Raw genomic sequence first — 13,744 nt, 5'->3', positions numbered from 1 at the left:
ATATTTTTTAAAAATATTTTTATTAATACTTGTACTAAAAATAATTTAATCAGTTTAGCATATTGATAATATAGAAAATAACACATTTCATGTTATTTTCTTAAAGTATATTTTTTGTAGGATATAAATGATGTTAAAAATTTTTAATACATTGACTAAAAAAAAAGAAATCTTTAAACCCATCAAACAAAAAAAAATTAATTTATATGTATGTGGTGTTACTGTATATGATTTATGTCATATTGGTCATGGCCGAACTTTTGTTGTTTTTGATATAATAGTTCGTTATCTACGTTTTTCTGGTTTCAAAGTAAACTATATTAGAAATATTACTGATATTGATGATAAAATTATTGCAAAATCTATCAAAGAAAAAATAAAAATGAATGTTTTTACTACTTCTATGATTAAAGAGATGCATAAAGATTTTAATTTATTGGGTATTATTCCTCCAGATAAAGAACCTCGTGTTACCGATTATATTAATGATATTATTAAAATTATTATACATTTAATAAATAATCAACACGCATATATAAACCAAGATGGTGATGTAGTTTTTTCTGTGGAAAGTGATCAAAATTATGGAACTTTATCTCGTCAATCTTTAACATCGCTACAATCTGGATTGCGCATTCCAGTAAATAATATGAAAACAAATCCGTTAGATTTTATACTGTGGAAAATTTCTAAAGAAAAAGAGTTTTCTTGGGATTCCCCATGGGGGAGAGGTCGTCCTGGTTGGCATATTGAATGTAGTGCTATAACTAATGTTTTTTTTAAAAATTCTATAGATATTCATGGAGGTGGTGCCGATCTTCTTTTTCCACATCATGAAAATGAAAGATCTCAATCTGTATCTTTTGATCATACATCAAAAATCAATTTTTGGATGCATACAGGTGTAGTAATCATAAATAATCAAAAAATGTCTAAATCTTTAGGAAATGCACATCTCATAAGAGATCTTTTAAAAGAATATAGCTCTGAAGTTTTGCGTTATTTTTTTCTTTCAACACATTATCGTCATCCTATTCACTATTCTAAAGAGAATTTAAATCAAGCATATAGATCATTAAAATATTTATATTTAGCATTGTGTAATATTCAACCTCATTCTAATGATGAAGAAGGAATGAATTTCCAAATCGAATTTTATGATTCTATGAATGATGATTTTAATACTCCTAAAGCTTTTTCTATTTTTTTTAAAATAGCACGTAAAATAAATTTTTTTAAAAAAAAAGATGTATTAAAATCAAGTAAATTTGCCTTTCGATTAATATTTTTAGCAAATAGTTTAGGTTTTTTATTAGAAGATCCAAGAGATTTTTTACAACAAAAAACTATATTAAATGCATCTATAGTAAAAAAAATTGAATCTCTGATAGAGAGAAGAAATGTTGCAAGAAAATTAAAATTATGGGAAGAAGCAGATAACATCAGAAAAGAATTAATTTCTTTAAATATAGTATTAGAAGATTTTTCTGATAAAACGACATGGAGAAAAAAGTAATTTTTTAAAAATCATGATTTTTTTCGCAGGCTTCTAATGTGTTTTGCAATAATGTTGCTACAGTCATGGGACCAACACCACCAGGTACAGGTGTTATGTAAGAAGCTTTTAAATATGCGGTTTCAAAATCCACATCACCCACTATCTGACCATCTTTTAATCTGTTAATTCCTACATCTATAACAATTGAACCATTTTTGATCCAATGTCCTTTTAAAAATTTTGGTTTTCCAATAGCAACGATTAACAAATCAGCATGTTTTACATGATTTTTTAAACCTTTAGTAAACCTATGCGTAACAGTAGTTGTACATCCAGCTAATAATAATTCTAAACTCATAGGTCTTCCGACGATATTAGATGCTCCTACCATTACCGCATGTAATCCATGAGTTTTTATTTTATTGTATTTCAACATTGTAATAATACCCTTAGGTGTACATGCTCGTAATTTTGGCGTTCTTTGACATAAAGAGCCTGTATTGTATGGATGAAAACCATCTACATCTTTATCGGGATTAATGCTAATTAGAATTTTAAGATGATTTATTTGTTTAGGTAGTGGCAATTGTATCAAGATTCCATCTATATTATTATTTTTATTAAGTTTATCAATAAGTTTTAATATTTCTATTTCTTCAGTATTTTCAGGAAAATACCAGCATTCTGAAAAAAAACCAACATTTTTACATGCTGTTTTTTTTTTGTTCACGTAAATTTGAGAAGGAATATGATTTCCAACTAAAATCATCGCTAATCCGGGTATTTTTTTTCCATCTTTTTTGCGTTGATTTACTTTTTTTAGAATATTCGATTTTATTTTTTCTGCTATTTGATTACCATTTATAATTATTGCTGACATTAGTAACTCGATTATTTTTCTTTTTGATTTTAAAAAAATATATAGGAACGTTTTTATAATATATGTTAATTTTTATGAAATGTATTAATATTTAAGAAAATTAATATTAATTTAGTTGCATATATATTATATTAATGTTAGATTTTAATCTAATTATTTTTCTGCGTTCTTAGCTCAGTTGGATAGAGCAACGGCCTTCTAAGCCGTAGGTCACAGGTTCGAATCCTGTAGAACGCAAAAAATTTTTAAAAAATCTATTGTTTTAGAATTTCTTCTATTTTTTTCTTAACTGATAACACTGAATTGATTGTATTAATTTGAAAAAATTTTATACCATTTATTTTTTTTTCATTTAAATAATATTCAATTAAGGGATAAGTTATTTTTTTATATTCTTCTAATCTTCTTTTAATACTTGCTTTTTGGTCATCTTCTCTTGTAATTAATAGTTCTTTAGTCACATCATCTTGATCTTTAATTTTAGGTGGATTAAACTTTACGTGATATACACGTCCCGAAGGAATATGTATTCGTCTACCTGATATGCGCTCTAATATAGATTCATATGGTAAGATTAATTCTAAAACATAATCTATTTTTATTTTATTCTTTGATAAATAAAAACATTGTTCGAGAGTTCTTGGAAAACCATCTAGAATGAAACCATTTTTACAATCTTTTTTTTGAATTCTATCATGTATTAAATTACATACAATTTCATCAGAAACTAGATTCCCTTTTTTAATAATTTTTTGTATATCTTCTCCTATTTTATTTTTAGTATAAATATTTTCTCGCAACATATCCCCTGTAGATATTTGTGGAATTTTATATTTCTGTTTGATAAATTTTGCTTGTGTTCCCTTTCCAGTTCCTGGTGCGCCTAACAAAAGAATACGCATAATTATTTCTTGTTTAAATGTGAGTGAATTTTAAGATTACTACTAGTATAATAGTAGTAATCATATTTTTTTATTATGTAAGAAGTAATTTATTCATTCTGGAAATAAATTGATGTGGATTTTCTAGATTACCTTTTTCAGCTAATAGTGCTTGATCTAATAATAATTTAATCCATTCATTAAATTGTTGTTCATCATGAATTAAACATATTTTTTTTATTAAAACATGATTTGGATTAATTTCAAAAATATATTTTAATTCTGGTACAGATTGTCCTGCTGCAGAAAAAAGTTTAGCCATTTGTGTAGTCATTTCATTAGAATCACTGAGTAAAACACATGGAGTATGTGTTAATCGATATGTTAATCTTACATCTTTTACTTTATCTCCAAGAATTTTTTTTGTTTTTTTCAAAAAATCAATCATTTCATTTGGTAATTCTTGGTTTTTGATTTTTTTCTCTTCTGTTAATTTATTTAATGATAAATCTTCTTTGCTAATAGATTGAAATTTTTTCCCTTCAAATTCAACAAGATAATTCATCATCCATTCATCGATTCGATCAGATAACAATAAAACATCAATGTTATTTTTTTTGAATAATTCTAAATGAGGACTATTTTTTGCTGATTCATAACTGTCTGCAGTAATATAATATATTTTATCTTGTTTTTGATCCATTTGATCGATATATTCCTTTAAAGATAATTCTTGTTTAGAACTATTACTTTTAATCGATGTAAATCGTAAAAGATTAGAAATCTTACTTAGATTTTCATTGTCTTCAGCAGGCCCTTCTTTTAAAACAAGACCAAATTGATCCCAAAAAATTTGATATTTTTCACTATTGTCTTTTGCTAATTTAGCCAACATAGACAAAGATCTTTTTATTAATGCTTTTTTTAAATTTTGTGTAATGCAATTATCTTGTAATATTTCCCGTGAAATATTTAAAGGAAGATCACTAGAATCTATTAAACCTCTTATAAAACGTAAATAATTAGGAAGAAATTCTTGAGAATTATCCATAATATAAACACGTTTCACATATAATTTTAAACCATGCTTGTTGTCTCTATTCCATATATCCCATGCTGATTTTTCAGGTACATACAATAAACTAATATATTCTTGATTTCCTTCTACACGATTATGGCTCCATATAAGTGGATTATTCTGATCATTAGTTATGTGTTTATAAAAATCTTTATACTCTTCTTCGGTAATAGAAGATTTATTTAGTGTCCACAGTGCTTTAGCTTTATTAATTTGTTCCCAAAAATACGTTTTATTTGTTTCATTATAATTTTGAATGTAAACTGGTACAGTAATATGATCAGAATATTTACTAATTATATTTTTAATACGCCATATTTCTAAAAATTCCTCTTCTTCTTTTTTTAAAAATAATGTGATCTCAGTTCCTCTTTTCTTTTTGACAATATCAGTTATTTTATATTCTCCTTCTCCTGAGGATTCCCATAATGTTCCTTCAACAGATTTTGCTCCGGCAAATCTAGTTCGAACAGATACCTTTTCTGATACAATAAAAGATGAATAAAAACCAACTCCAAATTCTCCTATTAATTCATTTTGTTTATTGTGTTTTTTTTCTAAAGATTGCAGAAATGATTTAGTTCCCGATTTAGCAATAGTACCAAGATTTTCAATGGTATCTTGCTTAGTCATTCCAATACCATTATCACTAATAATGAGTGTTCTTTGTGCTTTATTAATAGAAATTTGAATTTTTATATCACTATCATTTTCATATAATTCTGGTGATGATATAGATTTAAAACGTAATTTATCTATTGCATCTGATGAATTAGATATTAGTTCTCGTAAAAAAATTTCTTTGTTAGAATATAATGAGTGAATCATTAAATGTAGTAGTTGTTTTACTTCTGATTGAAAATTATATACTTCTGTTTTTTGTTTTTTCATATGTTAAACTCTTTTAAAATGATTTTACGATTAACATTTATTTTAATGTAAAATTTTTCAATAAATAATTAATGCTTTATGAAAATTATATTTTAATTTTATATTATTTTTTTATACTGGCATATTGAATCCATTTGGAAGTTGCATTCCCGTAGAAATAGCAGACATTTTCTTTTTTTGCACTTCCGATATTCTTCTTGCAGCGTCATTGAATGCAGCGGCTGCTAAATCTTCTAGCATCTCTTTATCATCTTGAAGCAAACTTGGATCTACTTCTACGCGTCGGCAATTATGTGCGCCATTGATAGTGACTTTAACTAATCCAGCACCTGCTTCTCCCGTAACTTCCATTTTAGCTATTTCATCTTGTATTTTTGCCATTTTTTCTTGCATTTGTTGTGCTTGTTTCATTAAATTACCTAAACCACTTTTAGTAAACATGTTTTTTTATCTCTTTTTTATAATGTTAAAAATATGTTATTTTGTAAATCCTTTATGTAAAAATTGATTAATATTTTAAGATTAGTATCTTGTATAAATAAAAGATTATTTCTAATAATTTTATATATTTTATAAAATTATTTATAAGAAATTCATATATATAATATATATTATTAGTTAATAGTATTTTTTTAGTTTCTTTTATTAAATTTAAATATACAATTTGATTTTCTAAATAGTTGCTATTTTTTCTTTTTAAATAAATTTTTTATATTGAATTAATTGCACGTAATAAAGTTATTTCTACTCCCATTTTATAATTCGGAGAAAATTTTAATTCTTTTCTTCCATTTAATAATATTTGATAACATAATTGAACATTTTTTTTATCGATATTTTTCGCTATTTTTGCTATGTGATTTTTATACGTTTCTGAAAAAATCTCTCCCCATACTAATGGAAAAGATTGTAATATAGTAATATGATATAAGAAACGTAATATTTCTATTAAAACTTCTTCCCATTCTACTCCTAGATTGCCGATTTTTTTTAATAAAAACATAGTTTTTTTAGCATCTTTTTTTAAAATGGCATCAGTTAAAAAAAAAGAATATTTTTCAGGAGGCAATCCTAACATTTCTGTTATGTTTTTTATATAAACATGACCATTACCTAAATTTATAGCATTTTCTAATAAATTAAGTGCATCTCGTATACTTCCTTTGGCATAATAAGAGATCTTTTCTAAAGAATTATTATCATGATTGATAGATTCTTTATTTAAAACATATTTTAATAAATTAAGAATATTTTCTTCAGAAAGTGTTTTTAATTTAAAATATAAACAACGAGAAATAATAGTTTTAGGAATTCTTTTGATATCTGTAGTTGCTAAAACAAATTTTATATGCTTAGGAGGTTCTTCAAGAGTTTTTAGAAGTGCATTAAAACTATGACGAGAAAGCATATGAACTTCATCAATTAAATATATTTTAAAACGACTTTTAGCAGGAGCATAATAAATATTATCTAAGATATCTCTCATGTCTTCTACTTTTGTGCGAGAGGCTGCATCTATTTCAAGAACATCTAAACATAATCCTTTTTCTATTTCTTGACAAATGATACATGTCCTACAAGGATTAGATGAGATACCTTTTTCGCAATTCAAGCTTTTCGCAAGCAATCGAGCAATAGTTGTTTTTCCGGTTCCTCTTGTACCAGATAATAACCATGCATGATGAATACGACCAAGAGACAATCCATTAGATATAGCAGTAATAATATGATTTTGACCAATTATATCTTTAAAAGACTGCGGGCGCCATTTTCGAGCTAATATTTGATAGTTCATAGAGTTTTTATAGTATTTGTGAAAAGAATATCCTATCAATATTAATTGTATTATAAAAGTGATCTCATTGAGATTGTATGCTTTTTTTAAAAATATCTAATATATAAAAATATTAGTTGTAAATTTAAAATTTTATCTATAGAATAAATGATATAATTGAAATATATACTTTTTTTATATGTGTGTATAATCTAATTATAAACAAAGTTTTCTGTTAGCTCCAAACACTGTAATATTGAATACTTGGTCAGATTCGGAAGAAAGCAGCCAAATCAGTTAATACAGGTGTTCTGATAAAGCTAACAGAAACTTCTAAAGTTTTTTAGATAATTGAAATTTATACATCTTCCAATAGTAACTTTTACTATCCAATAATTTCTTATGTTTTCCAAACTCAACAATCTTTCCTTTTTTTAAAACTACAATTAAATCTGCTTCGACAATAGTAGAAAGTCTATGCGCGATTACTACTAAAGTAGAATTTTTTCGTATAGATAACAATGTTTTTTGAATTAATTGTTCTGTACCAGAATCAATATTAGCAGTGGCTTCATCTAATATAAGTATTTTGGGACGAGAAACTAGTATTCTAGCAATAGCTAGTAATTGTTTTTGACCTACAGATAAATTGCTACCTTCTTCTCCTAATAGAGAATAAATTCCTTTGGGCATAGATTTTACTAAAGATGAAAGACAAACTGTATCTAATATTTCCCACACTTTCTCTTCAGATATTTTTCTTCCCAGTGTGATATTAGACAAAACAGTATCTGAAAGAATAATTGGATCTTGTTGTACCATTAATATGTTTTTTCTTAAAACGGAATGACTTATTGAATCAATAGATTTATTGTCTAGATATATTTTACCCTGCGTTACAGGATAGTATCCCATTAATAAGCTTGCTAAAGTGCTTTTTCCGCTTCCAGTATGTCCTACCAATGCAATAAAACTTTTAGATGGCATATTAATATTAATATTTTCTAAAATATTTTTAGGGGAGTTTTTATAGTGAAAACTGATATTTTTAATATTGATCTTACCACTTGTAAATATATTTTTATTTTTTCCATATTTTTGTTTCGGAGAATCTATAAGTGAGAATATTCTTTCTCCTGCAACAATAGATTGTTGTAGTATTGCTTGTTGAATAGTAATAGCAATTAAAGGTTCATTGAGTCTTCCAAGATAAGTAATAAATGCATATAATATGCCTACTTCAAATGCTTCAATAGGAAAACAACTAAATAAAAAAATAAAATTAGATAGTATTAAAGCGGATAACAAACTAAGTAGTGGTCTTAATAAAAAACCGTCTAATCGTAATATTTTCATCCGTGCTAAATAGTGTAAATCACTACTTTTTTTAATATTTTTTTTAAATCTTTTTTGTTGACGAAACTGTTGAATCACATTCATTCCATTAATAGTTTCATTAAATTTATTATTAATATCAGCTAAATGATATCTTACTTTTCTTAAAAGTGGAGTACTGTAATACTGATATATAAACATAATTGTTAGAACTAATGGTAAAATAAGTAATGCTATTATTGCCATACGCCATTCAAGAGTAAACATAGCACATAGTATAATAAAAATTAATATTACACTTCGAAATAATGTTGGTCCAACAGTATCATATAATTCTTTAACTACTTCAGTATCGTTCGTTACCTTGGAAATCATTTGCCCAATAGGTTGAGAATCGAATTCACTAATAGGTTGTTGCAATGCGGCGTTCATAACATCTTGACGTAATGTGTTAATTATGCGTACTGCAATTTTATTAAACAGAATACTTTGAAAGTAATTAAAAAAAACTGATAATATTTGTAAAATTATATATAATATTATAATTATAAATATTATTTTTAAATGTAATGCATGCTTAGATAGAATATTGTTAATAAAATAACTTATTAAAATAGGTCCTAAAACTTCTGATATTGACCCACCTAAAAGAAAAATGAATGCTACAATTAATTTTTTTTTGTAAGGTTTTATGTAAAGTATCAAGCGTTTTAAAATTGGCCAAAACTCAATTAAATGATTCATGTTATAAATTTTTCACCTATTTTTTAATTGTCCTCAAGTTCTACTGCTAATTGTTGATAACAATACATTGATTTATACCAATTTTCTTCTGTAATTAACTTGGAATGATTTCCTCTTTGTATAATCAAACCATTTTTTATTACTATAATTTCGTCTGAATCAATTAATGCAGATAAACGATGTGCAGTAATAATTAAAGAATGTCCATTTTTTTTCCATTGATTAATATTTTTCAAAATAATATTTTCTGTTTGACTATCAACAGCAGAAAGTGCATCATCTAATATTAGTATTTCTGCATTTAATAATAAAGCACGTGCTATAGAAATGCGCTGTTTTTGACCACCCGATAACATTACTCCACGTTCTCCTACTTGAGTTTTATATCCTTTTGGTAAATAAATGATATCTTTGTGTATATCAGCTAACTTAGCTACTTCTTCTATTTCTTCTTGAGATGCATTAGGTTTACCTAAACTAATATTATTAGCTATACTTTCTGAGAATAAAAAAGAAGTTTGATTTACAACAGCAATTTTGCTTCTCCAAGTATCAATTTTTAAATCTAATAATGATAAAGAATGATATGTTATATCTTTTTTGTTAAAGTTAAATTGTCTTTGAATAAGCTTTAGTAAAGTGCTTTTTCCAGATCCTGTAGGACCACAAATACCTAGAGTATTCCCTGGTTCTAGAATTATGTGTATATCTTTTAAAGATGCAATTGTATTGTCAGGATAAAAAAAATTTTTAATATTAATACTCAGTAAACCAGAATACGGTGGGACAGTTTTATTGCCATCTTTAATGCATAGTTCTTTATTAATAATTGCATATATTCGATCCCAAGCTGCACTTCCTCTTTCAACTATATTAAACATCCATGCTAATGCTAACATTGGCCAAATCATTAATCCAAGATACATGATAAAACTAGTTAGTTGTCCTATAGTAATTTGATTATTCCATACTAAGAACCCCCCTCCCATAACACATAATAAATTAGAAAAAGCTACTGATAAATAAATTACAGGATCAAACCGTGCATCTATTTTTGCTACCTCCATATTTTTTTTTCCTGCATCAGTGGCAATTGTATTAAATTTTTTTAATTGAGTTTTTTCCGATCCAAATGCTCTAATCATTCGAATACTAGTTAATATTTCTTGTGTTTGATTATTTAATAAAGAAAAAGATTTTTGAGCATAACGAAAAGTTTCATGAAGTTCTTTCCCATATTTTTTAATTAAAATAGCCATAATAGGCATGGGTATTAAAGAAATTATTGTTAACAAAAAACTAATCTGAGTACTCATGACTATTAGAACAGAAAAACCCATAACTAATGAGTCTACGAGTGTTAAAACACCTTCTCCTGCAGCGAAAACTATACGATCAACATCATTTGTCGCTCTAGCTATCAAATCTCCGGTTCTATTTTTTAAAAAAAATACTTGACTTTGTTCGCTCAGATAAGAATAAAATTTTACTCTTAATTCTGTCGCTAATTGATAAGAAGCACCAAATAATAGTACTCTCCATAAGTAACGTAGTATATATACAGTACAAGCCACTAAAAGAATGATAGCAATCCAAGGTAATATTTGTAAACCATGCATATTTTTTTTTATAATTAAATCTATTAGAATACCAACTATTTTAGGTGGAAAAAGTTGTAGAATAGCAATTATTATTAATAATACAATTGCTCCTAAATATCTTTTCCATTCTCTTATAAAAAACCATCTTAATTGATTAAACAATTTCACAACAGGATCCTAAGGGTTAAATGTTTATAAATATTTTTTAAAATTATAGTTCATAAAATTTTTAATAAAAATAATTTCGTTTTATGTGCTAACATAAAATGTTTATTTACAAAATATTTTTATTTGTATTCCATCTAAAAATTAATTTTTCAATATTTTTTTAATTGAAATATTATTGATATAATATTTTGTGTGTTTTTTAGAAGACTATACTTTTACAAAATTATAATTTATAACAAAATGAAAAAAGCATTAGTAATTTTTAGCGGCGGACAAGATTCAACAACTTGTTTAATACATTATACGCATATATATAAAGAAGTTCATTGTATAACTTTTGATTATAATCAATTACATAAATCTGAGATTAATTCTGCTCTTGTTATATCGAAAAAACTGGGTATTAAAAATCATATAGTTTTAGATATTAAGTATTTAAAAGATATATCTATTAGCAGCTTGACTGAAAACAAACTTTTAATTAATAGTAGTCATCCATTAGATAATTCTTTACCAAGCACGTTTGTTCCTGGTCGTAATATTTTATTTTTAACATTATCTTCTATGTATGCTTATAATCATAAAATTACTTCAATAGTTTTGGGTGTTAATGAAATTGATTTTTCTGGTTATCCTGATTGTAGATATGAATTTATTAAATTAATGAATAATACCGTTAAAATAGGCATGAATTGTAATATTTTTTTTAAAACACCTTTAATGAATCTCAATAAATCTGAAATATGGGCTTTATCAGATTATTGGAATTCTACCGATATCATTTTAAATGATACTGTTACTTGTTATAATGGTATCCCAGGAAGAGGTTGTCGTAAATGTCAAGCATGTATTCTTAGAAAAAGAGGATTTGATACATGGCAATTAAATCGTTCTTATTATATGAATAGTATTAAGATGAAAATGAATTTATTGTAATGTATTTTTTTAAATAAAAACTTAACTGTATACAAAGTTATTCGTATATAAAGATATTTATATCGAATAACTTTTTTAAGTTTTTTATATTTTTTCTATTTTCTCATATGTAATTATTGATGTATCATGAAGATTTTTAAGAATAGCATTAAAAATTATTTCAGTATTATTTCTTTCTAAATATTTTATGATAATTTTTTTTTCGTCTTCAGAAAAACTGTTATTATAAATTTTTTCAAGCGATATAATTATAAAATTTTTATTTTCATCTTGATATAAAGTGTATATTTTTCTATCTTTTCGTGGATGTGGTAAAGAAAAAATTAGCGATGTAATAGGATTATTACTATAACGAGATATTATTTCAGAATTATTAAAACTAAGATTTGATTGTTCAAATAAATTTTTATTTCCTTTTTTTAATTCGGTAATAATTTTTTCTGATTTTCGTTTTGTTGCTTTAATTGCTTTTATAATCTTTAACTTATGAATAATATGACTTTTGACATTTTGAAAAATTTGCATTTTTTTATTTTTAAAATCCTTCACATTAATCAAAAATGATTGATTATTTTTTAAAATAATAAAATGTGAGTGCGATTTTAGTGTTTTATTTGTTTTAAATTGTTTTTTATCAAAAATTATCTTTTTTAATATAGGAATATCTAGTGTTTGGGGAATGGAATATTTATCAAACCAATCAGTTTCTTTAGCAGACATATTTATTTCTTTAAGAATAAAATCAAATTTATTTTTTTTTGTTTGAATAATATTAGATATTTTATTTTGTAATTTATGATACAAATCAAACGATTTTTTATGTTTTATTTCTTCTCTAATGACATCATATACTTCATTTATTTTTTTTTGTTTTTTAGGTATTATTTCATCTAATTTCACAATTAAAAATTCATTATGAAATGGAATAAGATTAGATATTTCATTTTTATTATTTAAATTAGCATTTTTAATTTCAGTTGGTATTAAATTAATTGGTATCCATCCAATATTTCCACTGTTTTTAGATGAAATAGGATCTGTTGAATTTTCTTTAGCTATTTTTGAAAAATCTTCTGGTTTATTATGCAATTTAGATAATATTAATAATGCTTTATTTTTATCTTTAAGTTGAATAATACTGTATTTTCTTTTTTCTTTTGTGAAGTATTTTTTAATATTTTTTAGATACCAATCATGAATTTCTTGTTTATTACATTTTGTTTTAAAATTATCCGACTTTAATTGAATAAAACTTATTTTAAATTTTTCTGGGATGTAAAAATTATTTTTATTTTGGGAAAAGTAATTTTTCGCTTCCGTATCAGTTACATGTTGTTTGTAAATTTCCGGACCAATTTCAACAATTGATTTTTTAAATATTCTTTTTTGAGATAATAATTGTAAAATATTTTTTTGTTCATTTTTTAAAATGAAATTACTACTAGAAATGGCATGTATTAAATTTTCAGTATTTATTTTGGTTTTAATAATGTCAATATATTCATTATTGCTTAAATTTATAGATGCAAGATAATTGAAATATTTTTCTTTGTTAAATTTTTTGTGTATTTGAAATAAAGAAGAATGCAATATAATTTTTTTTATTTCATCATCATTTGTGTATAACTGCATTTTTTTTGTATATTGTTCTAAAAGAACATTGTTAATTAACTGGGATAAAGTATAATTATACATTTCTTTCATGAAATGTTCATTATGACTTAATTTAAAAAAATTTTTTCCTAATATTTTTTTTTGTTTTTCTCTTTCAAGAGCATACATATTTTTAAACATTTTAAAACTAATTTTTTCACCATTAACTGTTGCTACATATTTTTCTGAATCTTGATTTATATAACTATTCATAGTACTTAAAATTAAAGATAAGATGATTATCCCTAAAATCAATTTAACTATAATGCGATTTGATCGTGTTTTTGAAGATTTTGTCATGATAT

Annotated in this window: 10 protein-coding genes, 1 tRNA gene and 1 other RNA gene; 4 read left to right on the top strand and 8 right to left on the bottom strand. The window is 24.8% G+C overall.

Going from position 1 to position 13,744, the window contains the following annotated elements:
* Positions 1-130 precede the first annotated feature (130 nt).
* Positions 131-1,516, top strand: a complete 1,386-nt coding sequence (gene cysS / locus D9V68_RS02500) for a cysteine--tRNA ligase (RefSeq protein WP_158358022.1) — start codon at positions 131-133, stop codon at positions 1,514-1,516.
* Between the two features lie 4 nt (positions 1,517-1,520).
* Here the strand turns inward: cysS and folD are convergent, their stop codons facing one another.
* A complete protein-coding gene (folD, locus tag D9V68_RS02495; protein WP_158358020.1) occupies positions 1,521-2,378 on the bottom strand; it encodes a bifunctional methylenetetrahydrofolate dehydrogenase/methenyltetrahydrofolate cyclohydrolase FolD in 858 nt (285 codons plus the stop codon).
* Positions 2,379-2,541: 163 nt separating this feature from the next.
* Here folD and D9V68_RS02490 point away from each other — a divergent pair.
* Positions 2,542-2,615, top strand: a tRNA-Arg gene (locus tag D9V68_RS02490).
* Positions 2,616-2,632: 17 nt separating this feature from the next.
* Here the strand turns inward: D9V68_RS02490 and adk are convergent.
* From adk to dnaX, 4 genes are all read right to left on the bottom strand, one after another.
* Positions 2,633-3,280 carry an adenylate kinase gene (gene adk / locus D9V68_RS02485; RefSeq protein WP_158358018.1) on the bottom strand — a complete coding sequence of 216 codons (648 nt, stop codon included), beginning with the start codon at positions 3,278-3,280 and terminating at the stop codon, positions 2,633-2,635.
* Positions 3,281-3,353: 73 nt separating this feature from the next.
* Positions 3,354-5,228 (bottom strand): molecular chaperone HtpG, encoded by a 1,875-nt coding sequence (htpG, locus tag D9V68_RS02480; protein WP_158358016.1) that lies wholly within the window; start codon positions 5,226-5,228, stop codon positions 3,354-3,356.
* 111 nt (positions 5,229-5,339) lie between these two features.
* Entirely contained in the window at positions 5,340-5,669 is a 330-nt protein-coding gene (locus D9V68_RS02475) for a YbaB/EbfC family nucleoid-associated protein (RefSeq protein WP_158358014.1), read from the bottom strand.
* Positions 5,670-5,937: 268 nt separating this feature from the next.
* Positions 5,938-7,023, bottom strand: coding sequence for a DNA polymerase III subunit gamma/tau (dnaX, locus tag D9V68_RS02470; protein ID WP_158358011.1), 1,086 nt, complete (start codon positions 7,021-7,023; stop codon positions 5,938-5,940).
* A gap of 212 nt (positions 7,024-7,235) precedes the next feature.
* Here dnaX and ffs point away from each other — a divergent pair.
* Positions 7,236-7,331: signal recognition particle sRNA small type (ffs, locus tag D9V68_RS02465), an RNA gene on the top strand.
* Between the two features lie 4 nt (positions 7,332-7,335).
* On the opposite strand, the gene D9V68_RS02460 is transcribed toward ffs, so the two are convergent.
* Both D9V68_RS02460 and D9V68_RS02455 read right to left on the bottom strand, forming a co-directional pair.
* The gene (locus D9V68_RS02460; protein WP_158358009.1) at positions 7,336-9,081 is read right to left on the bottom strand and encodes a SmdB family multidrug efflux ABC transporter permease/ATP-binding protein; all 1,746 of its coding nucleotides are present in this window, start codon (positions 9,079-9,081) and stop codon (positions 7,336-7,338) included.
* Positions 9,082-9,104: 23 nt separating this feature from the next.
* Positions 9,105-10,850, bottom strand: coding sequence for a SmdA family multidrug ABC transporter permease/ATP-binding protein (locus D9V68_RS02455; protein ID WP_158358007.1), 1,746 nt, complete (start codon positions 10,848-10,850; stop codon positions 9,105-9,107).
* Between the two features lie 240 nt (positions 10,851-11,090).
* Here D9V68_RS02455 and queC point away from each other — a divergent pair, with 240 nt between their 5' ends.
* Positions 11,091-11,786, top strand: a complete 696-nt coding sequence (gene queC / locus D9V68_RS02450) for a 7-cyano-7-deazaguanine synthase QueC (protein ID WP_158358005.1) — start codon at positions 11,091-11,093, stop codon at positions 11,784-11,786.
* Between the two features lie 84 nt (positions 11,787-11,870).
* On the opposite strand, the gene ppiD is transcribed toward queC, so the two are convergent.
* Positions 11,871-13,739, bottom strand: coding sequence for a peptidylprolyl isomerase (gene ppiD / locus D9V68_RS02445; protein ID WP_158358003.1), 1,869 nt, complete (start codon positions 13,737-13,739; stop codon positions 11,871-11,873).
* Positions 13,740-13,744 lie beyond the last annotated feature (5 nt).

It is taken from the genome of Buchnera aphidicola (Hyperomyzus lactucae), from assembly GCF_005081705.1.
In the GTDB taxonomy this organism is placed as follows: domain Bacteria; phylum Pseudomonadota; class Gammaproteobacteria; order Enterobacterales; family Enterobacteriaceae; genus Buchnera; species Buchnera aphidicola_Y.
This window is presented reverse-complemented; position numbering and strand designations above follow the sequence as displayed.

Excerpts from the sequence above, each read along its gene's own strand:
- cysS (WP_158358022.1), top strand. The coding sequence starts at position 131 with ATGTTAAAAATTTTTAATACATTGACTAAAAAAAAAGAAATCTTTAAA.
- folD (WP_158358020.1), bottom strand. The coding sequence starts at position 2,378 with ATGTCAGCAATAATTATAAATGGTAATCAAATAGCAGAAAAAATAAAA.
- adk (WP_158358018.1), bottom strand. The coding sequence starts at position 3,280 with ATGCGTATTCTTTTGTTAGGCGCACCAGGAACTGGAAAGGGAACACAA.
- htpG (WP_158358016.1), bottom strand. The coding sequence starts at position 5,228 with ATGAAAAAACAAAAAACAGAAGTATATAATTTTCAATCAGAAGTAAAA.
- D9V68_RS02475 (WP_158358014.1), bottom strand. The coding sequence starts at position 5,669 with ATGTTTACTAAAAGTGGTTTAGGTAATTTAATGAAACAAGCACAACAA.
- dnaX (WP_158358011.1), bottom strand. The coding sequence starts at position 7,023 with ATGAACTATCAAATATTAGCTCGAAAATGGCGCCCGCAGTCTTTTAAA.
- D9V68_RS02460 (WP_158358009.1), bottom strand. The coding sequence starts at position 9,081 with ATGAATCATTTAATTGAGTTTTGGCCAATTTTAAAACGCTTGATACTT.
- queC (WP_158358005.1), top strand. The coding sequence starts at position 11,091 with ATGAAAAAAGCATTAGTAATTTTTAGCGGCGGACAAGATTCAACAACT.
- ppiD (WP_158358003.1), bottom strand. The coding sequence starts at position 13,739 with ATGACAAAATCTTCAAAAACACGATCAAATCGCATTATAGTTAAATTG.